This window comes from Streptomyces diacarni (assembly GCF_003323715.1).
GTDB lineage: Bacteria > Actinomycetota > Actinomycetes > Streptomycetales > Streptomycetaceae > Streptomyces > Streptomyces diacarni.
This window is the reverse complement of sequence record NZ_QOIN01000047.1, coordinates 383,574-407,624: the sequence shown is the minus strand read 5'-3', so window position 1 is coordinate 407,624 and position 24,051 is coordinate 383,574. Positions and strand designations below refer to the sequence as shown.

At 70.7% G+C, this 24,051-nt stretch carries 30 protein-coding genes and 3 tRNA genes; 18 read left to right on the top strand and 15 right to left on the bottom strand.

Features of this window, described 5'->3' with window-relative positions; translation table 11 throughout:
- Positions 1-17: 17 nt before the first annotated feature.
- The 7 genes from DTL70_RS21120 to DTL70_RS21095 form a co-directional block, all read right to left on the bottom strand.
- Complete coding sequence (locus DTL70_RS21120; RefSeq protein ID WP_114023524.1) at positions 18-392, bottom strand: RRQRL motif-containing zinc-binding protein; 375 nt, start codon at positions 390-392, stop codon at positions 18-20.
- Positions 389-889, bottom strand: a complete 501-nt coding sequence (locus DTL70_RS21115) for a hypothetical protein (protein WP_114023523.1) — start codon at positions 887-889, stop codon at positions 389-391. Before DTL70_RS21115 ends, DTL70_RS21120 begins: the two co-directional genes overlap by 4 nt.
- Positions 886-1,890, bottom strand: a complete 1,005-nt coding sequence (locus DTL70_RS21110; RefSeq protein WP_114023522.1) for a DUF2637 domain-containing protein — start codon at positions 1,888-1,890, stop codon at positions 886-888. The genes DTL70_RS21115 and DTL70_RS21110 overlap by 4 nt, the downstream gene beginning before the upstream one ends.
- Positions 1,887-2,174: a hypothetical protein gene (locus tag DTL70_RS21105; RefSeq protein ID WP_114023521.1), complete on the bottom strand. Its 288-nt coding sequence runs from the start codon at positions 2,172-2,174 to the stop codon at positions 1,887-1,889. Before DTL70_RS21105 ends, DTL70_RS21110 begins: the two co-directional genes overlap by 4 nt.
- On the bottom strand, positions 2,174-2,428 hold the full coding sequence (locus DTL70_RS21100; protein ID WP_114023520.1) for a DUF6284 family protein: 255 nt from the start codon (positions 2,426-2,428) through the stop codon (positions 2,174-2,176). Before DTL70_RS21100 ends, DTL70_RS21105 begins: the two co-directional genes overlap by 1 nt.
- Before the next feature lie 93 nt (positions 2,429-2,521).
- The gene (locus DTL70_RS34800) at positions 2,522-2,644 is read right to left on the bottom strand and encodes a hypothetical protein (protein WP_281278715.1); all 123 of its coding nucleotides are present in this window, start codon (positions 2,642-2,644) and stop codon (positions 2,522-2,524) included.
- The gene (locus DTL70_RS21095; protein ID WP_114023519.1) at positions 2,641-2,958 is read right to left on the bottom strand and encodes a hypothetical protein; all 318 of its coding nucleotides are present in this window, start codon (positions 2,956-2,958) and stop codon (positions 2,641-2,643) included. The genes DTL70_RS34800 and DTL70_RS21095 overlap by 4 nt, the downstream gene beginning before the upstream one ends.
- A gap of 832 nt (positions 2,959-3,790) precedes the next feature.
- Between DTL70_RS21095 and DTL70_RS21090 the strand changes: the two genes are divergently transcribed.
- On the top strand, positions 3,791-4,801 hold the full coding sequence (locus DTL70_RS21090) for an NsdA family TPR-like regulatory protein (protein WP_114023518.1): 1,011 nt from the start codon (positions 3,791-3,793) through the stop codon (positions 4,799-4,801).
- Here the strand turns inward: DTL70_RS21090 and DTL70_RS21085 are convergent.
- Complete coding sequence (locus DTL70_RS21085; protein ID WP_114023517.1) at positions 4,785-5,573, bottom strand: GntR family transcriptional regulator; 789 nt, start codon at positions 5,571-5,573, stop codon at positions 4,785-4,787. The two genes, DTL70_RS21090 and DTL70_RS21085, sit on opposite strands and share 17 nt — an antisense overlap.
- Positions 5,574-6,002: 429 nt before the next feature.
- Here DTL70_RS21085 and DTL70_RS21080 point away from each other — a divergent pair, with 429 nt between their 5' ends.
- Together DTL70_RS21080 and DTL70_RS21075 are read left to right on the top strand one after the other, a co-directional pair.
- Complete coding sequence (locus DTL70_RS21080) at positions 6,003-6,791, top strand: GntR family transcriptional regulator (RefSeq protein WP_114023516.1); 789 nt, start codon at positions 6,003-6,005, stop codon at positions 6,789-6,791.
- A gap of 6 nt (positions 6,792-6,797) precedes the next feature.
- A complete protein-coding gene (locus DTL70_RS21075; protein WP_114023515.1) occupies positions 6,798-7,559 on the top strand; it encodes a glycosyltransferase family A protein in 762 nt (253 codons plus the stop codon).
- A 132-nt stretch (positions 7,560-7,691) separates the two neighbouring features.
- On the opposite strand, the gene DTL70_RS21070 is transcribed toward DTL70_RS21075, so the two are convergent.
- The 4 genes from DTL70_RS21070 to DTL70_RS21055 all read right to left on the bottom strand — a co-directional run bounded on the left by DTL70_RS21070 (position 7,692) and on the right by DTL70_RS21055 (position 11,334).
- A complete protein-coding gene (locus tag DTL70_RS21070; RefSeq protein ID WP_114023514.1) occupies positions 7,692-8,606 on the bottom strand; it encodes an FkbM family methyltransferase in 915 nt (304 codons plus the stop codon).
- A gap of 171 nt (positions 8,607-8,777) precedes the next feature.
- Positions 8,778-8,969, bottom strand: a complete 192-nt coding sequence (locus DTL70_RS21065) for a hypothetical protein (RefSeq protein WP_114023513.1) — start codon at positions 8,967-8,969, stop codon at positions 8,778-8,780.
- 205 nt (positions 8,970-9,174) lie between these two features.
- Positions 9,175-9,855, bottom strand: coding sequence for an SDR family oxidoreductase (locus DTL70_RS21060; RefSeq protein WP_114023512.1), 681 nt, complete (start codon positions 9,853-9,855; stop codon positions 9,175-9,177).
- 90 nt (positions 9,856-9,945) lie between these two features.
- The gene (locus DTL70_RS21055; RefSeq protein WP_114023511.1) at positions 9,946-11,334 is read right to left on the bottom strand and encodes an amidohydrolase family protein; all 1,389 of its coding nucleotides are present in this window, start codon (positions 11,332-11,334) and stop codon (positions 9,946-9,948) included.
- 219 nt (positions 11,335-11,553) lie between these two features.
- On the opposite strand from DTL70_RS21055, the gene DTL70_RS21050 reads away from it, so the two are divergent.
- The 6 genes from DTL70_RS21050 to DTL70_RS21025 all read left to right on the top strand — a co-directional run bounded on the left by DTL70_RS21050 (position 11,554) and on the right by DTL70_RS21025 (position 14,306).
- A tRNA-Thr gene (locus DTL70_RS21050) sits at positions 11,554-11,626 on the top strand.
- Between the two features lie 40 nt (positions 11,627-11,666).
- A tRNA-Met gene (locus tag DTL70_RS21045) sits at positions 11,667-11,739 on the top strand.
- Between the two features lie 88 nt (positions 11,740-11,827).
- Positions 11,828-11,992, top strand: a complete 165-nt coding sequence (gene rpmG / locus DTL70_RS21040) for a 50S ribosomal protein L33 (RefSeq protein WP_019354206.1) — start codon at positions 11,828-11,830, stop codon at positions 11,990-11,992.
- A gap of 238 nt (positions 11,993-12,230) precedes the next feature.
- Positions 12,231-12,692: a MaoC family dehydratase N-terminal domain-containing protein gene (locus DTL70_RS21035; RefSeq protein ID WP_114023510.1), complete on the top strand. Its 462-nt coding sequence runs from the start codon at positions 12,231-12,233 to the stop codon at positions 12,690-12,692.
- Positions 12,693-12,697: 5 nt separating this feature from the next.
- Positions 12,698-13,129 carry a MaoC family dehydratase gene (locus DTL70_RS21030; RefSeq protein ID WP_114023509.1) on the top strand — a complete coding sequence of 144 codons (432 nt, stop codon included), beginning with the start codon at positions 12,698-12,700 and terminating at the stop codon, positions 13,127-13,129.
- 103 nt (positions 13,130-13,232) lie between these two features.
- Positions 13,233-14,306, top strand: a complete 1,074-nt coding sequence (locus tag DTL70_RS21025; RefSeq protein ID WP_114023508.1) for a UDP-N-acetylmuramate dehydrogenase — start codon at positions 13,233-13,235, stop codon at positions 14,304-14,306.
- A 34-nt stretch (positions 14,307-14,340) separates the two neighbouring features.
- Here DTL70_RS21025 and DTL70_RS21020 read toward each other — a convergent pair whose 3' ends face one another.
- Positions 14,341-15,000, bottom strand: a complete 660-nt coding sequence (locus DTL70_RS21020) for an NAD(P)-dependent oxidoreductase (RefSeq protein WP_114023507.1) — start codon at positions 14,998-15,000, stop codon at positions 14,341-14,343.
- Positions 15,001-15,079: 79 nt separating this feature from the next.
- Here DTL70_RS21020 and DTL70_RS21015 point away from each other — a divergent pair, with 79 nt between their 5' ends.
- Positions 15,080-15,670: a TetR/AcrR family transcriptional regulator gene (locus DTL70_RS21015; protein WP_114023506.1), complete on the top strand. Its 591-nt coding sequence runs from the start codon at positions 15,080-15,082 to the stop codon at positions 15,668-15,670.
- Positions 15,671-15,710: 40 nt separating this feature from the next.
- On the opposite strand, the gene DTL70_RS21010 is transcribed toward DTL70_RS21015, so the two are convergent.
- The gene (locus DTL70_RS21010; protein ID WP_114023505.1) at positions 15,711-16,745 is read right to left on the bottom strand and encodes an adenosine deaminase; all 1,035 of its coding nucleotides are present in this window, start codon (positions 16,743-16,745) and stop codon (positions 15,711-15,713) included.
- A gap of 184 nt (positions 16,746-16,929) precedes the next feature.
- Positions 16,930-18,168, bottom strand: coding sequence for a pyridoxal phosphate-dependent aminotransferase (locus tag DTL70_RS21005; protein ID WP_181861009.1), 1,239 nt, complete (start codon positions 18,166-18,168; stop codon positions 16,930-16,932).
- A gap of 215 nt (positions 18,169-18,383) precedes the next feature.
- On the opposite strand from DTL70_RS21005, the gene DTL70_RS21000 reads away from it, so the two are divergent.
- The 8 genes from DTL70_RS21000 (at position 18,384) to rplL (ending at position 23,763) form a co-directional block, all read left to right on the top strand.
- Positions 18,384-18,456, top strand: a tRNA-Trp gene (locus DTL70_RS21000).
- A 124-nt stretch (positions 18,457-18,580) separates the two neighbouring features.
- Entirely contained in the window at positions 18,581-18,862 is a 282-nt protein-coding gene (gene secE, locus DTL70_RS20995; RefSeq protein WP_114018869.1) for a preprotein translocase subunit SecE, read from the top strand.
- Positions 18,863-18,936: 74 nt separating this feature from the next.
- A complete protein-coding gene (nusG, locus tag DTL70_RS20990; protein ID WP_114023503.1) occupies positions 18,937-19,857 on the top strand; it encodes a transcription termination/antitermination protein NusG in 921 nt (306 codons plus the stop codon).
- Positions 19,858-20,043: 186 nt separating this feature from the next.
- A complete protein-coding gene (rplK, locus tag DTL70_RS20985) occupies positions 20,044-20,478 on the top strand; it encodes a 50S ribosomal protein L11 (RefSeq protein WP_114018871.1) in 435 nt (144 codons plus the stop codon).
- A gap of 73 nt (positions 20,479-20,551) precedes the next feature.
- On the top strand, positions 20,552-21,274 hold the full coding sequence (gene rplA, locus DTL70_RS20980; RefSeq protein WP_114023502.1) for a 50S ribosomal protein L1: 723 nt from the start codon (positions 20,552-20,554) through the stop codon (positions 21,272-21,274).
- A gap of 219 nt (positions 21,275-21,493) precedes the next feature.
- Entirely contained in the window at positions 21,494-22,351 is an 858-nt protein-coding gene (locus DTL70_RS20975; protein WP_114023501.1) for an SCO4651 family lipoprotein, read from the top strand.
- A 333-nt stretch (positions 22,352-22,684) separates the two neighbouring features.
- The gene (gene rplJ / locus DTL70_RS20970; RefSeq protein WP_114023500.1) at positions 22,685-23,257 is read left to right on the top strand and encodes a 50S ribosomal protein L10; all 573 of its coding nucleotides are present in this window, start codon (positions 22,685-22,687) and stop codon (positions 23,255-23,257) included.
- 116 nt (positions 23,258-23,373) lie between these two features.
- Positions 23,374-23,763 carry a 50S ribosomal protein L7/L12 gene (gene rplL / locus DTL70_RS20965; protein ID WP_114023499.1) on the top strand — a complete coding sequence of 130 codons (390 nt, stop codon included), beginning with the start codon at positions 23,374-23,376 and terminating at the stop codon, positions 23,761-23,763.
- The last annotated feature ends 288 nt before the right edge of the window (positions 23,764-24,051 follow it).

The window sequence follows — 24,051 nt, the reverse complement described above, 5'->3', positions numbered from 1 at the left end:
AAGAAGCCCTTTCGGGGTCAGGCGGCCACAGCCGCGGGGGCGTCCGGGCACAGCGCGCAGACGCCCAGGGATCGGGGGATGCGGTAGCCGCGGTCGACGCCGCAGCCGGGGCAGCGACGCTGGGCCGCGTTGGCCTTCGCGAGCGCGGCCCGCTTCGCTGGCGTCATCGGCCGGACGGGCTTGGCCAGGTCCTCGCGGTAGAGGTACGCGACCAGCGGTCCGCGCCGACGGCGGGGCCGCTCGATGACGGCGGCCACGTCCTGCCCGCCGGGGCGCAGGCCCCTCGCGCGCAGCTGGCGGTAGGTGGCCAGCCCGTCTGGGGCCAGACGCCACCGGTAGACGGGGAGGGTGTCTGCGCTTTCGGCCGTGTTGGCCTGCCCGGTGCAGCTCACCGAGCCCCTCCGAAGGGGAGCGGCTGTACCCGCCAAGAGACCTCGGAAGCCGGGGGCAGAGCGGCACCTGGCGTGTGTGTGGTCCATCCCGAGCGGTCCGCGCCCTCGGCCTCGGCTGTGGATTCCGCCGCCTCCAAGGTGGCGTGCACACTGTGCAGCTCCCCGTGGTGGAAGAGGACGTAGACGCGGTCGGCGCGCTGCTTCCTGGCGATGCGCAGCAGCATCCGCAGTGCCTGCCGGTCCTCGTTGTCGAGCAGGGACTGCGCGCGCAGAGCTCCCAGCTCTCCCTCAAGCCGGGCGGTGTCCGCCCGGCTACGGGCGAGCGCTCCCCGCAGCTCTTCGACGGCGAGTTCCGCCCGGGTCGCGGATTCGGCGCTCCTCTGGCTTTCCGCCCGGCGCTGCTCAGCGTCTTCGTGGGCGGCGGCGGTCGCCGCTTCTGCCTCCGAGAGGTCGGAGAGCAGGGAGTTCAGGGTGCGGCGGCGGACAACAGTGATCATGCCGGGGCTCCTTCAAGGGCCGGGGTCGTCGCGGTCTCGCGCAATTCCTGGTAGCGGGTGGAGACCCAGCCGACCGACCAGCCGCACAGCTCAGCCGCCTGGCGCACCGGCAACTCCGCGGCGAACGCAGCCCGCACGGTGTGGCGGGCGGTCTCTTCTCCCTGCTTCTCGGTGGCGGGTCCGGCCGCCAGTAGGGCGAGACGTTCACGCTCCCGCTCGGCCTGTTCACGCTCCCGCTGTTCGCGTTCACGCTCGGCCCGCTCCCGCACCTCTCGTTCACGCCGCTGGGCCTCCTCGCGCTCACGGCGTTCACGCTCGGCCCGGACCTGTTCACGCTCCCGCTGCTGGCGTTCACGCTCCTGCTGCTCGGCCCGCTCCCGGGCCTGCTCGCGTTCGCGCTCCTCCCGCCGCACCCGCTCTTCGCGTTCGGCCGCCTCACGCGCCAGACGGGCCTCGTGTTCACGCTGTTCACGCGCCATCAGGGCCGTGTGCTCCCGCTCCTCGCGGGCCCGCCGTGCAGCGGCCTCACGCCGCTCTGTGGCGGCCTGCTCCCGCTCGGCCTGCTCGGCCCGGCGCTGGGCCTCCAGGGCCGTCACAGCGGCGGTGATGGCCCTGCGGTAGGCCAGGCCGGTCTCTGCGGTCACGATCAGCAGCAGCGGCGCCACCGCGTGCACCGCGACACCCACCAGGTCCCTGTTCAGGGCCGAGTCGGCCACATTCAGGGCAAGGGTCATGCCGCCGGTCATCCACCGCAGCACCACCGGCCAACGGCCCCCATGGCCGCCCAAGCGGGCCATCACGGCATCCAAGCGGACGACGATGACGAGAGCCGTATCCACCACCAACGGCAGAATCGGCGCCGTCCAGTCCCACTCATCCGGCGTGTGAGCCGCCGCGAGCGGCGTGACCGTCAGGATCGAGTACAGCATCGCCCCGGCCACGATCAGCCACGTACCAACCGAGAGCGCGCGCTCCGCTGAACGCACATGAACAGCGTTCACCGCGCACCCCCCAGCGCGGTATCGGCCGCGGCGACCTCTTCCACCAGCTCAGCCACCTCAGCCCGCAACCTGTTGGCCGCGGACTCGGCAACGTTCAGCTCCCAGCGCAGCGCACCGATCTCCCGCTGAGCGGCGGCGTGCTCCCGGCCGCGCTCCCGCGCCGCAGCGAACTCGCGGTCTCCGGCGTGCCTGTGAGCTTCCTGGACGGCGGCCAGCTTCTCGCGCAGCCACTCACGTTCGGCCGCCATCTTCTCCAGCCGCTTGGCCGTGACAATGCGGATCATCAGGCACCCACCTCCCGGACGGCACGGTTGGCGACCGCGCGACGCGCGGCCAGCACCCGGCGCTCGGCCCGGCGCAGCCGCCGCGCATCCACCTCCGAGAGCACGCGGTCCAAGACCGCGATCTGCGCGTCGAGCAGCTCCACCTCGGCGAGAACGACGGGCATCTCCGTCTCGATCGCTTCCAGTTCGGCCGCCGACGGGCCATCGTCGTCGTTGGGGACTGCGGCCAGGTGGCGGACAGTACGGTTGGTCATGGGTCGTGGATTCCTTCCAGATTCGAGACGGCCCACAGCGGCCCCGGGGATTGCGCCCCCGGGGCCGCGCCGTCAGTAGGGAGAAAAGCGAGGTCAGCGCGTGTCTTTGGCCCGCGCGGACTGCTCGGAGCGCTTGTTGGCCTCAGCGGCCCTGCGGGCCAGTTCGTCCCGCTCGCTCTCGGTCATCCGGGTCGTCCCGGTCTCGGGCGCGGTCACGAGGTCTGACCGCCGGTGCGGGAGCGCTGCACGTGGTGCAGCCGGTCGGCCAGCAGGCGGGTGGTGACGGTGCCGCGGGTGCAGCCCAGCCGTCCCAGCGCGAGCGCCAGGGTGCGGGCCGCTGCGGCGCGGTCGTTGCCGTGCAGTCGGCGGGCGTAGCGGGCGAGGAACCCGGCCGCGTCGATCCGGGCGGGCACGGCGCCGCGCAGCATGCTGGCCATAAGGCCGTCCGACGCCCAGCGCAGCAGGACATCGACCGGCGTGGCGACAGCGCGTTTGCTCCCCAGGGCGGGAGCGGCAATCATCGTGGACACAGGGCCTCCTACTCAGGTGCCTGTCTGCGTCGCCCGGGTGGCCCCCCGGGCGACGCGCTTTTGGTGGGGCCTTCCTGCTGCCCCACGCCGACGCCCCTCCCGGACGCCCCGAGCAGGGGCGTTGGAGGGGGACGACGTGCAGTGCAGGACTGCTGGTCTCCACGCGGCGGCTGTTCGGGCCCGGTGAGACCGTCATCCCGGGTCGTACTTCCAGCCGAAGGTGTGGCCGCGTCGTTCTTAACGTCGTGAGGGTGCCGACCCACCGCGCTCGCCCGCAGCCATGAGCCCTGCGGGGTCGTCGCACGTGTCGAGCTGCCACCACCTGCGGTAATGGCGCCTCACGACGGATTTCCACTCACCTCGGCCGGCGTTGTCACGGCCGTCTAGCTGTGGTGGATCACGCTGTTCAGTTCAGAACCGACGGACGCTCTCGGGATCTCCCGGACGCCCTTCGCACCAGGGACCGGGCGGAGAACCTCCCGCATCTGGTGCGCACCAATAGAGTGCAACTGGTGCGCACCAGAGTCAAGGGCTCTCACCGTTTCGAGCGAAGCGATCCCGCCCTGGTGCACTCCCAGAAGACAGGTGCGAGACGGTGCGCCGGTAGCCAACAGGCCTTAACTTCGGGCGTGTTAACCCCTGTTGACCTGCGGGAATGTGAGGCATGCTGGGGGAGTCGAGGAGGGGACTCAATGCCGGGTGATGCCCTGTGAGTACTGGACTTCGGAAAGCGCGTGCCGCGCACGGCTGGTCTCAGGAACGACTGGTTCGCGAGATTGAGCAGTACGCCCGACGGCACGCCAGTGACGTAGCCTCAACCGCCAGCCTGCGCGTGTACGTGTCCGAGTGGGAGAACGGCAAGCGCGCCATCTCCGACCGCTACGCAGCGATCCTGCGGCAGCTTCTCGGCGTCACGGACGCGGAACTGCGAGGTGAGCAAGCCTCTACACCGACACTGACCGTGGCCGATGGATACGACGATCTGCTCAGCAGGATCGACTCAGCCGGCAGCGTCAGCGGCTCCATGGTGAAGGCGTTCAACGATCAAACCGAGCTGCTGCGGACCATGGATCGACAGATGGGCGCTTCCGGCCTTGTCGACCAGATGGCTGGGCATCTCTCCGCTCTCGAAGACGCTCTCAACTTCGCCGTGCTCCCCGGGACACGCCGCCCCATCGCGCTCGCTCTCGCAGGAGCGTCCACCTTGGCGGCGTGGCAGGCGATCGACGCGGGGGCGGTGGAACGTGCTTGGCGGCATTACGAGCTGGCCAAGCGCGCGGCGCGCGACGCCGAAGAGCCGATGTACCTCGCTCATGCGATGGGAGAGCAGGCGTACGTGCTGTGCGAAGCGGGTCGGCCCTCTCTCGGGCTTGAGCTGATCCGAGACGCGCAGCGAACCCTCGGGCAAGAGGGCTCGCCACGCCTGCGGGCGTGGCTGCACGCTGCCGAGGCAGAGCTGTGCGCCCACGCCGGCATGCCGGATGACTGCCAGCGCGCGCTCGACGCCGCCTTCAAGGTCATCCCACCTGGCACTGACGACCGCGATCCCGACATGTCGAGCATCTTTTTGAACGGCGCCCACCTGGCGCGGTGGCGCGGCAACGTCTTGGCCCTGCTGGGTGAGGATGAGGCGGTTACCAGCCTGTACGGGGCTCTGGAAGTCGCTGACCCCACCTTCGTCCGGGCGCGGGCCGGTCTCCACGTGGACCTGGCGCAAGCCCACCTGGCGCGCGCTGAATACGACGACGCGAGCACTCAGTTGCGCAAGGCCCGGCTGTTGGCGAACCGTACGGGCTCGGTCCGCCAACGTCGCCGTATCGACCTGCTCAGCGCGCGGGTGTGACGCCGCGCTTACCGCGGTTCGCCAAGATGTGGAGAAGGGCCACGAGCGTGCCGGAACCCATGAGCTGACCCCTTGCCATCAGCCCCGGAATGTCGGCCAACGGAACCCACTCGATGTGTCCGGCCTCTTCCAAATCCGTCGGCTCACCAATTCGTTCGGCGCCGTGGCCGACGAAGATTTCATGAGGTGAGTCGACCATGCCGACCATGGGCTGAAAGGTGACGACGTGCTCAAGCTCTTTGGGCCGCCATCCGGTCTCTTCAACCATTTCCCGCATCGCGGTGTCGTCGGCCTTTTCGCCTTCATCGACGATGCCGCCCGGGAGCTCCCACCCCCACTGCTGAGGCACGAAGCGGTAGCGCCACATCATCAGTACCCGGTCCTCGTCATCAAGGGCGGCGGTGATGGCGACGTGGTGAAGTCTCACGACGTGGTGCTCGAAGCGCTTCATGCCGGGTGGCTCGACATCCCAGAGTTGGAGCTTGACCCAGCGGTTGTCGTAAAGATCCCGCTCACCGTGGATGCGCCACGGCTCCAGGCCATCAGGCGTCGCCACGCTCACGCCGCCGGGCACGCGGTACGAGCTTCTGCCGCGCACCTCCAAGGCGCCCTCAGCGACCAGCCGGGCCAGCACTTGACGTAGCGCCGTTCGACCGATGCCGAGTTCGTTCACCAGCGTCCGCTCGGACGGCAGCTTGTCGCCGGCGGAGTACTCGCCGGAGACGAGCCGCGCGCGCAGCGTCTCGTACACCTTGGCCGTCTTCGGTCCCATCCGCGGAGCACTCTCCGTTCTGAAGTGGTGCGTACCAGCGTAACGAGCGAGGGGTGTGCTTCTGTCAGGTGTCCCACCCGATCTGCCCCCAACCCGTCACGGTTCCCTACCCATCGACGGCCGGGACTTCCCCACGTGTTCCCCAGTTGGGAGCATCGCGGGGAAACGGGCAGGTCAGAGAGGGTGAAAGCGGCCCGCTGTAAATCTGCCGGCTCAGCCTTCCCAGGTTCGAATCCTGGCGCCGCCACAGGAGGAGAAGGGGCCCCTGACCAGCCGTGAGGCCGGGCAGGGGCCCCTTCTGCTGTTGCACCGCTCCCGGACCGCCCCCACCCGTGACCTCCCCGTGTGCCGACACGCTGACCGTTAGTCATCAAGAGGACTTGAGGACTCGTAGGGTGAGGGCCGCACCGGTGACAGGGGATGAGCGCAGTGGCGAAGGCCTACGAGCAGATCGCTGACGACCTGAGAGAGGCCATCCGTGCAGGTGAGCTGAGCCCTGGCGACAGGCTGGCGACCGAGGCGGAGCTCTCGAAGAAGTACCGGAAGACCCCCCCGACGGTCCGGCAAGCGCTCAGCCTCCTCCAGACAGAGGGGCTGATCGAGAAGCGGCACGGCCGGGGCAGCTTCGTGCGCAAGCCCCGGAAGAGGGTGACCCGCAGCAACGAGCGTCACCAGTGGGAGAAGAGCCGTGCGCTGATCCCCGACGAGGAGCGGGCCAGGACGGGGGCGACGGAGCACGACACGGGCCTGGTGATGGACGACCTGCTCTTCCACGCGTACTACCGCGAGGTGCAGGCGAGCGGCGACCTCGCGGCCGTCTTCGGCCTCCCCGCGGGGGCAGCTCTCATCCAGCGGAACTACCGGACGAGGTACCGCCAGGAGGATGCTCCCTTCAACCTCGTGACCAGCTACCTCGTGCGCGACCACATCTCCGGCAACCCCGGGCTGCTCGACGACGCGAACGAACCGTGGCCCGGTGGGACCATGCACCAACTCCGCACGGTCGGCATCGAGATCGACCGCATGGAGGAGCACGTCACTGCTCGGCCGCCGACGGCGGAGGAGGCGGAAGAACTGCGTCTCCTGCCCGGGACCTCCGTGCTCGTCGTCCGGAAGGTCTCGCGCGACGTCGGGGACCGTGCGGTCGAGGTGTCGGACCTCGTGCTGCCGGGCGACCGCACCGAAATAATCTTCACCACACAGCTCGAAAGGTGGTGACCCCTCGTGGGTCGCGTCGTCGTAGTCACCGCGGTGCACGGTCCGTCGGCCTCCCACCTGTCCGACGCGTGGAAGTCGCTCCGGGAGCAGGAGCTTCCCGCCGGATGGGAGTGGCGGTGGGTCGTCCAGGAGGACGGGAAGAGTGACGACGTCGCGCCCCACGTGCCCCGGGACGACCGCGTGTCGTTCGGACAGGGGCGCCAGGGCGGGCCCGGCGTCGCCAGGACACTCGCCCTCTCCCGGGTGGGCCAGGACGTCGACCTGGTGCGCGTGCTGGACGCCGACGACATGCTGACGCCCGGGGCGCTGAGCCGGGACGTCCGTGTCCTGACCTCACGTCCGCACCTCGGCTGGACCACCGCGCGGGTACTCGACCTGCTTCCCGACGGCTCGAGAGTCGGTTTCGACCAGGATCCGCCCGAGGGGGTCGTCGAACGCGGCGCGGTTTTGGAGCACTGGCAGGCGCACGACTACAGGGCGCAGGTGCATCCCGCGTCCCTGTGCGTACGCCGGGACCTCCTCGCCGCGCTCGGCGGTTGGACCGCGCTTCCGGCCTCCGAGGACACCGGTCTCCTCCTGGCCCTGAACGCCGTCGCGGAGGGCTGGTTCCACGGTGAGGCCGGTCTCCTCTACCGGAAGTGGCCTGGCCAGGCCACGAGCTGGCCGGACCATACCGAGACGGTGGAACGGAACGCGCGCATGGCCGTCGTGGAGGCCAGGGCGAAGGCGCTGGGCCGTATGCGCTGGCGGTATCCGGGAGGCGAGTAGGCGGCCGCGGGGCCGAGCCTGGGAAACCCGCGGCGTCGGCCCCGGAGATTCCGGGGCGTCGGCCCCGGAGATTCCGGGGCGTCGGCCCCGGAGATTCCGGGGCGTCGGCCCCGGAGATGCCGGGCGTCGGCCTCAGAGGACCTCGGCGTCGGTCCTGGAGAAGACGAGATCGCTCACTTCGGGCAGTGGGCCGTGCCAGCGCCGAGGCGGGTGCGGCGCGTGGAGGGCCGTCGGATAGCTGCCTGCCCGGTAGCTGTTCGGGAGGCGGTAGGTGTGGAAGCCGTACCCGCGCATCGTGCGCAGCAACTCGGCGGCGTCGTCCCCGAGCTGGGCCATGCGCTCCGGAGCGACCTCGACCGCTATCTCGGCGTCCGGGCGGAGCCGGCCGAGTACGGGCTCCAGGCCGCGGACGGCAGCCCCTTCGCCGCCCTCGACGTCGATCTTGATCACGCGGGCTGCCTCGATCTCGTCCGGCCGCAGCAGCCGCGCCAACGGCTCGGCGTCCGCCTCGAAGGAGGACGCCGCCGGCCCGTCCCACGGAACCGCGCTGTTGGCACCCAGGTTGCGTGACGACGCGAGCGTGAAGCGGAGCGTCTCGTGCTCGGCGGCGACCGCGGCGTTCACGGCGCGCACGTTGGTGCAGCCGTTGAGCCGGAGGTTGCGCAGGGTCTGGTGATGGAACTGCGGGGAGGCTTCCAACGCCGTGACCGCACCGGTTCTTCCGACCAGATGTGAGGCGAGGACGCTGAAATAGCCGATGTTGGCTCCCACGTCGACGAAGCCGTCTCCGGGGCGCAGCCGACGCGTGAGCCAACGCGTCATGTGCGGCTCCCACACGCCGAACAGGTGGAGGTAGCGCTGGATGAGGTCCTCGGTGTCCACCTCGAAGACCGCGCCTGTCCGAGTCGTCACGGTGCGACGGACCGGCCTTTGGGCGAAGTACTGGTTCAGCAGGCGGGAGAGAGACGGCTTCTCCAGGCGGCCAGGGGCGTACCGCACGTACCACCGTGCTGCCTCTGCCAGAAACTCCGCGGCCCGTCTCCCCATCCGGGAACGATAGCCCCGCAAACGGGAACGGGAGACCTGCGTTTGGGAACGGTAGCCCCGCGGCGTGACGACTCCACTTCGTGGATCCCTCCGCACCCCTCCGCGCCAGGACGGGGGTGGCACGACAGGGGTGACGCGACAGGGGCTACCGGGCTACCTGCGGGCGGGGTGTCACTGCCCGCAGCTGATGCTTCCGCCGAGGAGCGCCGCGGCGTTGGTCGCCGAGTCGCAGGTGGAGTGCGCCAGGCCGTTGAGGTGCGAGGTGGGGGGTGCGGGTTCGGCTGCCGCCGCGGCGGCGCCGGTTCCGCCGAGCAGGCCGGCGGCGGCCAGGGCGGAGGCCGCGAGGAGGATCCGTGCACGCATGTCGAGCTCCCTCGGTCACAGGGGGTGGGCGCTCCATGCGATCTCCCGCTCGCGCGCGGAGCAACCCCGCTCCCTCCGACGGGTGAGAGGAACCACCCCGGGGGAGGGGCGGGCGGCCTCGTGTTCGACGGATCCTGGCGAACACGACGTCACGTGGGCTGGTGAACGTGGGGTGGCGAAGGTGACGTCGGGGCAGAGAGGGAGCTCAGCTGCCCGCCACGCCCGCGACCTCGTCGATCGCCTCGGGGATCGGCATGCGGCCGCCCACCAGCTCCAGCGTCAGGCCCGCGGTGCGCGGCTCGTCGAGCAGGGCCGTCAACACGGCAGCGACGTCGTCCCTGGTCACCTCGGCGTGTCCGGTCTCGGGGGCCAGGTGCACGCGGCCGGTGCCGGGATCGTCGGTCAGCCGTCCGGGCCGCAGCACCGTCCAGTCCAGGTCCGTGCGGGCGCGCAGGTCGTCGTCCGCGGCTCCCTTGGCGCGCAGGTAGTCGGCGAAGACGGGGTCCATGCCTTCGGGCGTGCCCGCCAGGGAGGCGTCGGCGCTCATCGCGGAGACCATCAGGTAGCGCCGTACGCCCGCGGCCTCGGCGGCGTCCGCGCAGAGGACGGCCGCCCGGTGGTCCACCGTCTGCTTGCGCTCGCTGCCGCTGCCGGGACCGGCTCCGGCGGCGAAGACGACCGCGTCGGCGCCCTCCAGGTGCCGGGCGAGTTCCTGGACGCTCGCCGACTCCAGGTCGCACACGACGGGCTCGGCGCCTGCCGCCAGCAGGTCGCTCGCCTGTTCGGGGCGGCGCACGATGCCCGCCACCCCGTCTCCGCGCCCGGCGAGCAGCCGCTCCAGCCGCAGCGCGATCTGACCGTGTCCACCAGCGATGACTGTGCGCATGCACCGACCGTACGCCCCCGGACACACCAGCTCACGGACCCCACCCCACCCGGTGCCCTGAGCGCGCCTCGGGGCCGGGGTGCCAGGGGCTCAGCCCTGGGACTGGCGCGGCAGGCCCGGTTCGCGGGCGCCGGCCAGGTCGCAGTACTCGCGCACGGCGCTGGTCCGTGCCACCACGCGTCCGCGGTGGACGACGATCCTGCTGTAGGCGAGGGAGAGCGCCCCGGCCAGCTCCGTGGCGCGCACGGCCAGCAGTTCGGCGGGGAAGCCCGCCTCGACGCGTACCCGGGGGAGTCCCATCGCGGACCGCGCCCGCGCGCTGATCGCCTCGTAGGCCTCGTCCGGGCGGGCCTCCCCGCTGGAGGCGAGCAGGTAGGCGGCTTCGAGCGGGTCGCCGCGGCCGACCTGGTTGGCCGCGTCCCGCAGCGCTCCGCTGCCCGCCGTGACCGCGACCCCCGCTGCCGTCAGCATGCGGACGGGCGCCATCCGGGATGGCGCGGTGGGGGTGGGCCGTTCGAGGACGCCGCAGTTGCCCTGGGGGAGGGACACGACGGTCACTCCCGCGGCGGCCAGCTGTCCCGCGGCGCGCTGGGCGACCTGGTGCGGCAGCCGTGCGAGACCGCCGCAGGGGCCGATGGCGACGCGGGGGCGCAGTCCGCCGGCCGCGGCGGCGAGCCGGGCGAGCCGGGCCGGGTCGCCGCCGTCGGTGTGCAGGTCGACCGGGCAGCCGTGTTCGGCGGCGACGTCCAGGACGGCCTCGACGTAGCCGCCTGGGTCGGGGTCGAGGTCGGGGCAGCCGCCGACGGCCGTGGCGCCTCTCTTCACGGCGTCCCGCAGCATCGCCAGCCCTTCGGCGCCCGCGACGCCCGTCAGCAGTCGCGGTACGGCCACGGTGTGCAGGTCGACCATGCCGCTCAGCGCCCGCCCGGCCTGGAGCACCGCGTCCAGCGACCGCAGTCCGGCGACGTCGCCGATGTGCACGTGGGTGCGCAGCGCTGTGGCGCCCTGGCCGAGTTGGAGGAGGGCGGCTTCGGTGGTGCGCCGCTGGATGTCCTCGCGGGGGAGGGCGTCCGCCTCGCCGGCCGTGTCCTGACGACCGTCCGCGGCCCCGCCCGGGGCACCGGCAGCGATCCCGTCCGTGTCGCCCGGGCGGCGCTCGGGGTGGCGTGGGCGGGGCGGTTCGGCCGTCGGTGCCGTCAATGCGCTGTCGTAGTGCGCGTGGGGTTCGGCGGGTGCGGGGAGCAGGAGGTAGCCGGTGAGGTCGAGCCGGGTGCCGGACTCGCGGGCGCCGCCGAGGCTGCCCGCCGTGCCGACGGCCTCGATGCGTTCGCCGACGAGGCGTACGTCCACCGTGCGGCCGTCCGCGAGCCGTGCGCCGCACAGCACGAGAGAGTGGGCCGGGCGGGCGGAACGCCGGGGGGCGGCGTCGTGGAATTCGTGCCCCGTTCTCCCCGGTTCCTGCGGCTCGCTGTCGGTCATCTCCGCTCCCCCGTCCTGGCTCCCACGTCGAGGTGGGGACGAGCGTAGGACGCGTGGCCGGTGGCGGCGGGGAAGAGACGAATAGTCGTACCGGTGTGGTGTACGGGGAGGCCGGGGCGGCCGTGGTCCCAGGGCTCTCACCAGGCGGCCCAGGGCACGCGGGGGGCACCCATACCGATTTCACGTTTGGCGGCGGGACGTGTAATGTCTTCATCGCTCGCCCCAATAGCTCAGTCGGCAGAGCGTCTCCATGGTAAGGAGAAGGTCAACGGTTCGATTCCGTTTTGGGGCTCTGATGTGAGAGGTCTTCCGTCGGGAGATCACCGCATCGTGGCGGTGTAGCTCAGTCGGTAGAGCAAGCGGCTCATAATCGCTGTGTCACCGGTTCAAGTCCGGTCACCGCTACTTCACCGACAGTAGCCGGTTGTGGGGTCTGTCCTTCGATCGGCTACTCTTTCTGCGTTCATCCGTCCGTTCGTCAAGGAGCACTCACGTGGCTGCCACAGACGTCCGCCCGAAGATCACGCTGGCCTGCGTGGAGTGCAAGGAGCGGAACTACATTACGAAGAAGAACCGGCGCAACAACCCGGACAGGCTTGAGATGAAGAAGTTCTGCCCGCGCGACAACCGGCACACCGTGCACCGCGAGACGCGCTGACTTCTTCTCTGCGCTGAGGCCGTCCCCGCCCGTCGGGGTCGGCCTCGTGCTGTGTCCGGCCCCACGGGCCCGGTCCGGGCCGGTTTCCACGGGTTCAGCCTCCCGCGGGTCTCCTGGGTGCAGCGCCTCGCCGCGTCGCCGTCGAGCCACGGCGTCGCGACACCACGACGCCCACGCCGCCAGGCCGGGCAGTCGGGAAGCCGTGAACCCGCCACCACTGCCCCAGGAGGCGCCGCCGATGGCACTCGACCAGTCCTTCGTCGGGCGGACGTACCCGCCCAGCAGGCCGTACGAGGTCGGCAGGGAGAAGATCCGCGAATTCGCGGAGGCCATCGGGGACGGCAATCCGGCCTACACGGACGTCGAGGCCGCGCAGGCGCTCGGTCACCCGGACGTGATCGCGCCGCCCACGTTCGTGTTCTCCCTCACCTTCCGCGAGGCGGAGCGCGTGGTGCGCGATCCGAAGCTGGGTCTGGACTGGGGCCGTGTGGTGCACGGTGACCAGAAGTTCGCCTACCGCCGTCCCGTCCGCGCGGGGGACCTGCTCTCGGTCGGTTCGACCATCGAGTCGATCAGGTCGATGGCGGGCAACGAGATTCTCGACATCCGCGGTGACGTGCTGGACGAGGCGGGCGAGACGGTGGTCACCGTCCACTGCAAACTGGTGGCGCGTGCGGTCGAAACGCCGGAAGGGGAGTGACCCGGATGACAGCGCGGGTCGGTTACGACGACGTGGAGCCGGGCACGGAGCTGCCCGCGCGCAGCTTCCCCGTGGACCGGGAGCGGCTGGTGCGCTACGCCGGCGCTTCGGGGGACTTCAACCCCATCCACTGGAACGAGCGGTTCGCCAAGAGCGTCGGGCTGCCCGACGTCATCGCGCACGGCATGTTCACCATGGCCGAGGCCGCCCGTGTCGTCACCGACTGGACGGGTGACCCGGGTGCGCTGGTGCAGTACGGCGTGCGGTTCACCAAACCGGTCGTCGTGCCGGACGACGAGGGCGCCGTCATCGAGGTGGCGGGCAAGGTCGCCAAGAAGCTGGACGACGAGGCCCGCACGGTGCAGGTCGACCTGACGGTCACCAGCGCGGGCACCAAGGTTTTGGGCATGTCCCGGGCCGTGGTCAAGCTGGGCTGAGACAGCGGCAGGCGGCCGGTGGCCGACGACCGGCCCGCGCCGTGGCGGGGCCCGCCGCGAGTGTGGGGCGGCCCGGGTCGCGCACACCCGTAGGCTGGAGCGCGTGCAGGAACTCTACGTTGACCCCGGTGTCCCCACGGCCTCGCTGGCCCCGCTGACGACGCTGCGCCTCGGCGGGCCCGCCGAGCGGCTGGTCGTGGCCACCACAGACGACGAGGTGATCGCCGCGGTCCGCGAGGCGGACGACAGCGGGACGCCGCTGCTGATCATCGCGGGCGGCAGCAACCTCGTCATCGCGGACGAGGGTTTCCAGGGCACCGTCCTGCGCATCGCGACCCGCGGTCTCTCCCTGTCGGGCAGCAGCCTGGAGTTGGCCGCGGGCGAGAACTGGTCGGACGCCGTGGCCCGTACCGTCGAGGCGGGCCTGGCGGGCGTCGAGTGCCTGGCCGGCATTCCGGGCTCGGCGGGCGCCACACCCGTGCAGAACGTCGGCGCCTACGGCCAGGAGGTCTCCAGCACCCTCACCGAGGTTGTCGCCTACGACCGGCGGGCCCGCCAGGTCGTCACCCTCACGAACGCGGAGTGCGGTTTCTCCTACCGGCACAGCCGCTTCAAGGCCGATCCGGGACGCCACGTCGTGCTGCGGGTCCGTTTCGCGTTGGAGGACGCGGAGGGCCTCTCCGCGCCGATCAGGTATCCGGAGACCGCGCGGCTCCTCGGCGTGGAGGCCGGCGACCGGGTCCCCGCGGCGCGGGCGCGCGAGGCCGTGCTGCGGTTGCGGGCGGGGAAGGGCATGGTGCTCGACCCCGCCGACCACGACACCTGGTCGGCCGGTTCCTTCTTCACCAACCCGATCCTGGACGACGAGCAGTTCGCGGCCTTCGTCGACCGGGTGCGGGAGCGGCTGGGTCCCGAGGTGGCGCCGCCCGCCTTCCCCGCGGGGGAGGGGCGCACCAAGACCTCGGCCGCCTGGCTCATCGACAAGGCGGGCTTCACCAAGGGCTACGGCACCGGTCCTGCCCGGATCTCGACCAAGCACACGCTGGCACTCACCAACCGGGGTTCGGCCACCACGGCCGACCTGCTGGCGCTGGCACGCGAGGTGCGCGACGGGGTGCGGGACGCGTTCGGCGTCACTCTGACGAACGAGCCGGTGACGGTCGGCTGCGCCCTGTAGGTGCCGGCTCCCGCGGGGCCGGGAGCCGGCGGGTTCAGTAGGCGACGCTCACGTTCCGTTCGACGGTGGCCGGGTCTGCGGCGGCGGCGAGCATCGCGTGGGCGACGTCGGCGCGCCCGATGAGGCGACCGCCCCGCAGGTTCACCTCGTGCGCCGTGCGGTAGGTCTCCCGCAGCGGCCCGTCCCGCAGCATGGGGGGCCGCACCACCGTCCACTCCGTCGCGCTGCGGTGGATGGCCTCCTCCATGACGCGCAGGTCGTCGTAGACCGGTTTGAGGAAGCGGGAGACGAGCGGCATCGCGATCCGCCGGGAGACGAACGTCTGGTCGGCCGGCTCGCTCGCGAGCGGTGCCGCGCTGACGGCGACGAAGCGCGGCCGGTCCCCGTCAGGCCGGGTGCCGGCCGTCTCCAGCGCGCGCAGCACCACGTCGGTGACGCGTGCTGCGACGCCCTGACGTGCCTGCGCGTTGCTGGAGGCGCCCAGTCCGGAGAAGACCGCGTCACGGGCGGCCACGGCGGAGCCGAGGGCGCCGGGTTCGGTGAGGTCGGCGGTGACGATCTCCAGCCGCTCTCCGGTGACGGGCAGCCGCGCCGGGTCGCGGACGACGGCCGTGACGGCGTGCCCGGCTTGCAGCGCCTGACGGACGATTTCCCGGCCGACGCCGCCGGTCGCGCCGAAGACGGTGAGGTGCACGGTGACTCCAAGGGTGGGTGAGTGTTCACTTACCTCTATGGTGGGTAAGTACTCACTCTCCCGTCAAGAAGGGACCACGATGACCCCGCAGCCCACCCGGACCCGCATCCTCGACGCCGCACACGCGCTGATGCGCTCGGAAGGACTGCTGCGCACCACCACCAAGGAGATCGCCAAGGCGGCGGGCTGTTCGGAAGCGGCGCTCTACAAGCACTTCGCGAGCAAGGAGGAACTGTTCATCGGCGTGCTGAGCGAGCGGCTGCCGCGGCTCGGCGCCACGTTGGAGAGGCTGCGCGGCGACCCGGGCGCGGGCACCGTCGAGGAGAACCTCGCCGAGGTCGCCCGGCACGCCGCCGTCTTCTACGCCGAGACGTTTCCCATCGCCGCGTCCCTCTTCGCCGACCGCCGCCTCAAGGACCGGCACGAGCGGGCCATGCGCGAGAGGGGCGTAGGGCCACACGTGCCGATCAGCCGGCTGGACGCCTACCTGCGCGCCGAACAGGAGGCCGGCAGGATCAGGGCGGACGCCGACACCTACACCGCCGCCGCGCTGCTGATGGGCGCCTGCGCGCACCGGGCCTTCGCCTACGGAGCCGTCGACGGACCGCCTGCTCCGCTGGAGGACTTCGCGGCCACGCTCGCGCGCACCGTACTGGACGGTATCGGCTGAGCGCCCCGGCCGGACGGGCGTCGGGCGGCGGCGCCCGCTCTCACGCCGCGGGCGCCAGCCAGGCGTCGATGTCCGCCAGTACCCCGGCGCGTACGTCCTCGGGCATCGAGGCGCCCCGTACCGACTGGCGGGCCAGCTCGGCGAGTTCGGCGTCCGTGAAGGCGTGCGCGCGGCGCACGAGGTCGTACTGCGCGGCCAGCCGTGAGCCGAACAGCAGCGGGTCGTCGGCGCCCAGGGCCATCGGCACCCCGGCGTCCCACAGCGCCCGCACGGGTACGTCCTCGGCCTTGTCGTAGACGCCCAGCGCCACGTTGGAGGCCGGGCAGACCTCGCAGGTCACCCGGCGTTCGGCGAGCCGGGACAGCAGCCAGGGGTCCTCCGCGGCGCGCACGCCGTGGCCCACGCGGGAGGCGCGCAGGTCGTCCACGCAGTCGCGGACGCTGCCGGGACCCGACAGCTCGCCCCCGTGCGGCGCGGCCAGCAGCCCGCCGTCCCTGGCGATACCGAAGGCGCGGTCGAAGTCGCGGGCGAAGCCCCGCCGTTCGTCGTTGGACAGGCCGAAGCCGACGATGCCGCGGTCCGCGTACCGCACCGCCAGGCGCGCGAGTGTACGGGCCTCCAGCGGGTGCTTCATGCGGTTGGCGGCCACCACCACGCGGATGCCGAGCCCGGTCTCGCGCGAGGCCGTCTCCACCGCGTCCAGGATGATCTCCAGCGCGGGGGAGAGACCGCCGAGCCGCGGCGCGTAGGAGGTCGGGTCGACCTGGATCTCCAGCCAGCGCGAGCCGTCCCGCACGTCCTCCTGGGCGGCCTCCCGCACCAGCCGCTGGATGTCCTCCGGCGCCCGCAGACAGGAGCGGGCGATGTCGTAGAGCCGCTGGAAGCGGAACCAGCCGCGCTCGTCCGTCGCCCGCAGCCGGGGAGGCTCACCGCCCTTGAGCGCGTCCGGCAGGTGCACGCCGTACTTGTCGGCCAGCTCCAGCAGCGTGGAGGGCCGCATAGACCCGGTGAAGTGCAGGTGCAGGTGGGCTTTGGGCAGTGCGCGCGTGTCCCGCTCTCCGGAAGAGTGCAACATCCCAAGATCCTGCCGTACTGGGGCGGGTGACCGGTAGCGGGTTCCCCGAAGGGGACGTCCCGAACAGAGAGCCGGGTGCGGCGGAACGGGCGCCGGCGGGCGCCAGAGCGATACCCGAAAGCGTGAGCGGGCCGGGGCGCCGTGCCCCGGCCCGCTCACGCGGTGTGCTCGCTGCGTGTGCGCGTCAGTCCCGCGCCTCGGCCAGCAGCTTCTGGATCCGCGAGACACCCTCCACCAGGTCGTCGTCGCCCAGCGCGTAGGAGAGCCGCAGGTAGCCGGGGGTGCCGAACGCCTCGCCCGGGACGACCGCCACCTCCACCTCCTCCAGGATCAGCGCCGCCAGCTCGACCGAGGTGGAGGCACGCTTGCCGCGGATCTCCTTGCCCAGCAGGGCCTTCACCGACGGGTACGCGTAGAAGGCGCCCTCCGGCTCGGGGCAGACCACGCCGTCGATCTCGTTCAGCATCCGCACGATGGTGCGGCGGCGGCGGTCGAAGGCGGTGCGCATCTCGGCGACGGCCTCCAGATCGCCCGAGACGGCGGCCAGCGCGGCGGCCTGCGAGACGTTGCTGACGTTGGAGGTGGCGTGCGACTGGAGGTTCGTCGCGGCCTTGACCACGTCCTGCGGGCCGACGACCCACCCCACGCGCCAGCCCGTCATGGCGTACGTCTTGGCCACACCGTTGACGACCACGCACTTGTCGCGCAGCTCGGGCACCACCACGGGCAGCGACGAGAACTCCGCGTCCCCGTAGACCAGGTGCTCGTAGATCTCGTCGGTGAGCACCCACAACCCGTGCTCCAGCGCCCAGCGGCCGATCTCCTCGACCTGGGCGCGCGGGTAGACGGCGCCGGTCGGGTTGGACGGCGAGACGAACAGCACGACCTTCGTCTTCTCGGTGCGCGCGGCCTCCAACTGCTCGACGCTCACCCGGTACCCGGTCGTCTCGTCGGCGGTGACCTCGACCGGGACGCCGCCCGCCAGCCGGATCGACTCCGGGTAGGTCGTCCAGTACGGGGCCGGCACGATGACCTCGTCGCCCGGGTCGAGCAGCGCGGCGAACGCCTCGTAGATCGCCTGCTTGCCGCCGTTGGTGACCAGCACCTGCGACGCCTCGATCCGGTACCCGGAGTCGCGGAGCGTCTTGTCGGCGATGGCGGACTTCAGTTCGGGGAGTCCGCCCGCGGGGGAGTAGCGGTGGTTCTTCGGGTCGCGCGCGGCGGCCACGGCGGCCTCGACGATGTAGTCGGGCGTCGGGAAGTCGGGCTCGCCGGCGCCGAACCCGATCACCGGGCGCCCGGCGGCCTTCAGCGCCTTGGCCTTGGCGTCCACGGCCAGCGTGGCGGACTCGGAGATCGCGCTGATACGCGCCGACAGGCGGCGCTCGGACGGTGGCTGTGCAGGGGGAGTCGCTGCGGTCATACAGGGCATGTAACCAGACCCGCCCGAGCGGCGGCACAGCGGTTTGACGGGCGCGGGAGGCGATCTTGTCCGCGGCGGGGGCGGATCGTGTTCGACGCCAGGACGCTGAGCACGTACACTCACACGTCGTTGGCCTTCGACCTGTCGATCACAGTGCGTTGCCGGTGCACACGCCGCGCGACCGTGTGAATGCGGTAGGTTGAGGGAAACAACAAAGGGTCGTAGCTCAATTGGTAGAGCACTGGTCTCCAAAACCAGCGGTTGGGGGTTCGAGTCCCTCCGGCCCTGCTACACACACGTCGCCAAGGTGTGTGCGTGCGTACGTGTTGCAGCGACTGAATGCACTGACATTGCACCGCCGTGCGGCCGGGCCGGACGCCGCAGGGCAACGACCCGGATCAGGTGAGGACGAGTGACGGAGATCACGGATACCACCGAGGTCCCCGAGCCCGGAGGGTCGTCCGAGGGCAAGAAGCCCCGTAAGGGCGGAAAGCGGGCGAAGAAGGGGCCTCTGGCTCGCCTCGCCCTTTTCTACCGTCAGATCGTCGCGGAGCTTCGCAAGGTCGTCTGGCCGACGCGGCAGCAGCTCTCCACGTACACGAGCGTGGTGATCGTCTTCGTCGTCATCATCATCGCCCTGGTGTTCGTGATTGACTATGGGCTGACCGAAGTCATGAAACACGTCTTCGGCTGACCACCCGCGCGAAGCCCCCTCCGCGGGGGCTTTCCGCATGTTCGACCCCTTGAAGTCAGGAAGAAGCAGCCACCGTGTCTGAGCCGAACATGAACGATGCCGTCGAGCCCGAAGCGGGCGACGACACGGCGCGCGACATCGTCGAGGCGGCGGACAGCAGCGTCGACCGGGCGGAAGCCGCCGAGGCCGCTGCCGGTGAGCCCGCCGAGGTGGCCGCCGTCCGTGACGAGGACGACGGCGCGGCCCTGCCGGCCGACGACGTGACCGCGGCCGAGGCCGCCGGCGACGTCGCCGCCGAGGACGCCGACGATTCCGAGGCAGCGGCCGCCGCGGGCCAGGAGGCCGCCGAGGCCGCCGAGGAGGAGACGGTCGACCCGGTCGCCCAGCTCCGCGAGGAGCTGCGCTTCCTGCCGGGCGACTGGTACGTCATCCACACCTACGCGGGCTACGAGAAGCGCGTGAAGGCCAACCTGGAGCAGCGCGCCGTCTCGCTGAACGTCGAGGACTTCATCTACCAGGCCGAGGTCCCCGAGGAAGAGATCGTCCAGATCAAGAACGGCGAGCGCAAGAACGTCCGGCAGAACAAGCTGCCCGGCTACGTGCTCGTCCGGATGGATCTGACCAACGAGTCCTGGGGCGTCGTGCGCAACACCCCGGGCGTCACCGGCTTCGTCGGCAACGCCTACGACCCCTACCCGCTCACCCTCGACGAGATCGTCAAGATGCTCGCCCCCGAGGCCGAGGAGAAGGCCGCCAAGGCCGCCGCGGCCGACGAGGAGGGCAAGCCCGCGGGCACGCCAGGACGCAAGGTCGAGGTCCAGGTGCTCGACTTCGAGGTGGGCGACTCGGTCACCGTCACCGACGGTCCGTTCGCCACCCTGCAGGCGACGATCAACGAGATCAACGCCGACTCGAAGAAGGTCAAGGGCCTCGTCGAGATCTTCGGCCGCGAGACCCCGGTCGAGCTGAGCTTCGACCAGATCCAGAAGAACTGACCGTCGGCCCGCCTCGCGGGCCGGTGGAACAACCAGCTTCCGGACAGGTCAGGAAGAGCCCTCGGGCCCTTCCTGACCTGCTCGGTTTCGAGCCGCGGAACGGTACCGGCTATCGTTGTGCGGTATGCCTCCGCCCGGGTGAAGGGCGGAGGGATGAATCACTCTCACCAGGACCCGGAGAGAAGCATGCCTCCCAAGAAGAAGAAGGTCGCGGGGCTGATCAAGCTCCAGATCCAGGCCGGCGCCGCCAACCCGGCTCCGCCGGTCGGCCCGGCGCTGGGTCAGCACGGCGTCAACATCATGGAGTTCTGCAAGGCCTACAACGCCGCGACCGAGTCGCAGCGCGGCTGGGTGATCCCGGTGGAGATCACGGTCTACGAGGACCGCTCCTTCACCTTCATCACCAAGACCCCGCCGGCCGCGAAGATGATCCTCAAGGCCGCGGGCGTGGAGAAGGGCTCCGGCACTCCGCACACCACCAAGGTCGCCAAGATCACCCGCGACCAGGTGCGCGAGATCGCCACCACCAAGATGCCCGACCTCAACGCCAACGACCTGGACCAGGCGGAGAAGATCATCGCCGGTACCGCCCGCTCCATGGGCGTCACGGTCGAGGGCTGACCCCCACCCTTTCCTCCCCGTGGCAGGGCCAGGCGCTGGCCCGCACCACGACTCCATACCGTCAGGAGCAGCAGTGAAGCGCAGCAAGACCCTCCGCGCGGCGGACGAGAAGATCGACAGGACGCGGCAGTACGCGCCCCTGGAGGCGGTCCGTCTCGCCAAGGAGACCTCCACGCAGAAGTTCGACGCGACCGTCGAGGTCGCCATGCGCCTGGGCGTCGACCCGCGCAAGGCCGACCAGATGGTCCGCGGCACCGTCAACCTCCCGCACGGCACCGGTAAGACCGCCCGGGTCCTGGTCTTCGCGACCGGCGACCGTGCTGCGGCGGCGGAGGCCGCGGGTGCCGACATCGTCGGCTCCGACGAACTGATCGAGGAGGTCGCCGGCGGCCGGCTCGACTTCGACGCCGTCGTCGCGACCCCGGACCTGATGGGCAAGGTCGGCCGCCTCGGCCGCGTGCTCGGTCCGCGTGGTCTGATGCCGAACCCGAAGACCGGCACCGTCACCCCGGATGTCGCCAAGGCCGTCACCGACATCAAGGGCGGCAAGATCGAGTTCCGTGTCGACAAGCACGCCAACCTGCACTTCATCATCGGCAAGGCGTCTTTCGACGAGCAGCAGCTCGTGGAGAACTACGCCGCTGCCCTTGAGGAGATCAACAGGCTGAAGCCGTCGGCGGCGAAGGGCCGGTACATCAAGAAGGCCGCCTTCACCACGACGATGGGTCCCGGTATCCCCGTCGACTCGAACCGCACCCGCAACCTCCTCGTCGAGGAGGACCCGGCCGCGGTCTGATCCGCGACCGGCCCGCAGGCGCCGAAACACAGGCCGGTGCCCGCCCCTCTCCCGGGGCGGGCACCGGCCTTCGCCGTTGGCGGGTCCAGCGGCTCAGTGCTCCACGTGCTCCGCAGAGGCGGAACCCCTTCCCCCACTCCGGTCGTCTCTGCCGTTGCGTAAGGTTCCGATAAAAAGCGGGCCCCACGGGTCCGTGCACAGACGAACAGGGGGAGTTCCATGCGCAGCACGCGGATGGCGGCCGTGGCGGCGGGTGTCGCATTGATGACGGGCCTGACGGCCTGCGGCAGCGAGCAGGCCGACGGTGGGGGCGGGGACGAGGCGAAGGGCGGCGGCTCGGCGGTGCAGGGCGCCCTGGCGGCGCTGAAGAGGGCCTCGGCGGCCACGGAGGGGAAGAACTCCGCCGCCGCCGACGGCGTCCAGAAGACGACCACGCAGGGCAAGACCATGTCCAGCGAGCTGAAGGGCGCCTTCGACTGGTCGTCCGGCGGCATCCAAGGAGAGGTGGAGGCCACCGCCGACGGCTCGGCGACGACGATCCGCTACCTGTCGGACGCGATGTACATGAAGCTCCAGAAGCCGATGCAGGGCAAGCAGTGGGTCAAGACCGACTACGAGACCATGGCCGAGCAGAGCGCTTCCGGCGCGATGCTCAAGGACCAGATGCAGAACAACAACCCGGCACGCTCCGTGCAGCTGCTGCTGGCGAGCGGCAAGGTGAAGTCGGCCGGGACCGAGACGGTGCGCGGGGCCGAGGCCACGCACTACAGCGGTACGTTGACGCCGTCCGAGCTGGTGCGTATGCAGTCCAAGGACCTCAAGGAGTCCGACAAGAAGGCTCTGGAGCAGCAGTTCGAGAAGCAGGGCATCACGGAAGAGAAGATCGACCTGTGGATCGATGAGAACGACCTGCTGGTCAAGAAGGAGGAGTCCTTCGAGACGAAGGACGGGTCGAGCTCCGAGAACACGGTCTTCTACTCGGACTACGGCACCGAGGTCGAGGTGAGCGCCCCGCCGGCCTCGCAGACCCTGGAGTCCTCGCGGATGAAGGCTTCGGGAGGCGCGGAACTCAGCTGACGCGGCGGTAAGGGGCGGTAAGCGGCGGTAAGCGGGGGGAAGCTGCCGCAGAGGCCCGCGGGCCCCGGGAGGCCGGATTTGGTGCTCCGGGGCCCGCTCGCGTATTCTCGTGTGCGAAGCCAAAGACCGCTGGTCGTCGTCGTGCGCGCTCAGAGCGCCGATGGCCGAAGGATCCGCTCGCTGCGGACGACCCGCGCAGGTGACTTGAGGAACACACTCCCGACGTGCCGTGTGCGTGTCGGTCGAGTCGACGCCCCATGCGCCTGCGCTGGGGCGTTTGTCGTGTTCAGCCCCTTCCGAGCGGTCCTCATCACCGGAAGGAGGCCGAGGCTCATGGCGAGGGAACAGGTCGCGCCTGACAAGATCGCAGCCGTCGATGAGATCACGAACAAGTTCCGTGACTCGAACGCCGCTGTGGTCACCGCGTACACCGGACTCTCCGTGGCCCAGCTCAAGCAGCTGCGCCGTGCGCTCGGTGACAACGCTCAGTACCGTGTGGTGAAGAACACGCTGACCAAGATCGCGGCCAACGAGGCCGGGATCAACGAGCTGGACGAGTTCCTGACGGGCTCTTCGGCTGTCGCCTTCGTGACCGGTGACCCGGTCGAGGCGGCGAAGGGTCTTCGTGACTTCGCCAAGGAGAACCCCGCCCTCGTGATCAAGGGCGGCATCGTCGACGGTGCCCTGTACGCCGCCGACGACCTGAACAAGCTCGCGGACGTCGAGTCCCGCGAGGTGCTGCTCGCCAAGCTGGCCGGTGGCATGAAGGCGTCCATGGCCAAGGCCGCGGCGACCTTCCAGGCCCCGCTCTCGAAGTTCGTCCGCACCGCGGACGCGCTTCGCAGCAAGGTCGAAGAGCAGGGCGGTGCCGACACCACGGCTCCCGCCGAGGCCGAGGCCGAGTAGTCCGCTTGGCCCCCGACGGGGGCAGGCGCAGACGCTCCGTACCCGGTCGCAGCGGGCCGTAAGCCCGCCGACACATCGATACGGCACCAGCCGACTAAGTGGAAGGACCCGCAACCATGGCGAAGCTCAGCCAGGACGAACTGCTCTCCCAGTTCGAGGAGATGACCCTGATCGAGCTCTCCGACTTCGTGAAGAAGTTCGAGGAGAAGTTCGACGTCGAGGCCGCCGCCCCGGCCGCCGCCGTCGTGCAGGCCCCGGCGCAGGGTGGTGGCGGCGAGGCCGCCGCCGAGGAGCAGGACGAGTTCGACGTCGTCCTGACCGGTGCCGGCGACAAGAAGATCCAGGTCATCAAGGTCGTGCGTGAGCTGACCTCGCTGGGTCTGAAGGAGGCCAAGGAGCTCGTGGACGGCACCCCGAAGCCGGTCCTCGAGAAGGTCGCCAAGGACGCCGCCGACAAGGCCAAGGAGTCCCTCGAGGGCGCCGGCGCCTCGGTCGAGGTCAAGTGACCCACGGCTCGGCGGGCCCTGGGTCCGGCGAGTCATCGCGGTACACCGTCCGCCACCCCGCGGGGGGAGGCGGACAAACGGAGGGCGATCACCCAGACGGGTGGTCGCCCTTCGGCGTTGCCGGACGGTCGCACCGTGTGCCGGTGGTGGCGGGTATGGTGATCTTCGTTGCTCCTGGGGGCCTTGACGAACGGCACACAGCGCGCAATTCTCGGGACGCGTCGTCACACTGATCCGGTTTCCGAGGCATGGATCGAGGACGAAGCGGGAAGTGTTGCGGCAGGCACG

Excerpts from the sequence above, each read along its gene's own strand:
- DTL70_RS21115 (WP_114023523.1), bottom strand. The coding sequence starts at position 889 with ATGATCACTGTTGTCCGCCGCCGCACCCTGAACTCCCTGCTCTCCGAC.
- DTL70_RS21105 (WP_114023521.1), bottom strand. The coding sequence starts at position 2,174 with ATGATCCGCATTGTCACGGCCAAGCGGCTGGAGAAGATGGCGGCCGAA.
- DTL70_RS21100 (WP_114023520.1), bottom strand. The coding sequence starts at position 2,428 with ATGACCAACCGTACTGTCCGCCACCTGGCCGCAGTCCCCAACGACGAC.
- DTL70_RS21085 (WP_114023517.1), bottom strand. The coding sequence starts at position 5,573 with ATGGGACCGAAGACGGCCAAGGTGTACGAGACGCTGCGCGCGCGGCTC.
- DTL70_RS21070 (WP_114023514.1), bottom strand. The coding sequence starts at position 8,606 with ATGGGGAGACGGGCCGCGGAGTTTCTGGCAGAGGCAGCACGGTGGTAC.
- DTL70_RS21065 (WP_114023513.1), bottom strand. The coding sequence starts at position 8,969 with ATGCGTGCACGGATCCTCCTCGCGGCCTCCGCCCTGGCCGCCGCCGGC.
- DTL70_RS21060 (WP_114023512.1), bottom strand. The coding sequence starts at position 9,855 with ATGCGCACAGTCATCGCTGGTGGACACGGTCAGATCGCGCTGCGGCTG.
- DTL70_RS21055 (WP_114023511.1), bottom strand. The coding sequence starts at position 11,334 with ATGACCGACAGCGAGCCGCAGGAACCGGGGAGAACGGGGCACGAATTC.
- DTL70_RS21035 (WP_114023510.1), top strand. The coding sequence starts at position 12,231 with ATGGCACTCGACCAGTCCTTCGTCGGGCGGACGTACCCGCCCAGCAGG.
- DTL70_RS21030 (WP_114023509.1), top strand. The coding sequence starts at position 12,698 with ATGACAGCGCGGGTCGGTTACGACGACGTGGAGCCGGGCACGGAGCTG.
- DTL70_RS21015 (WP_114023506.1), top strand. The coding sequence starts at position 15,080 with ATGACCCCGCAGCCCACCCGGACCCGCATCCTCGACGCCGCACACGCG.
- DTL70_RS21010 (WP_114023505.1), bottom strand. The coding sequence starts at position 16,745 with ATGTTGCACTCTTCCGGAGAGCGGGACACGCGCGCACTGCCCAAAGCC.
- DTL70_RS21005 (WP_181861009.1), bottom strand. The coding sequence starts at position 18,168 with ATGACCGCAGCGACTCCCCCTGCACAGCCACCGTCCGAGCGCCGCCTG.
- rplK (WP_114018871.1), top strand. The coding sequence starts at position 20,044 with ATGCCTCCCAAGAAGAAGAAGGTCGCGGGGCTGATCAAGCTCCAGATC.
- DTL70_RS20975 (WP_114023501.1), top strand. The coding sequence starts at position 21,494 with ATGCGCAGCACGCGGATGGCGGCCGTGGCGGCGGGTGTCGCATTGATG.
- rplJ (WP_114023500.1), top strand. The coding sequence starts at position 22,685 with ATGGCGAGGGAACAGGTCGCGCCTGACAAGATCGCAGCCGTCGATGAG.
- rplL (WP_114023499.1), top strand. The coding sequence starts at position 23,374 with ATGGCGAAGCTCAGCCAGGACGAACTGCTCTCCCAGTTCGAGGAGATG.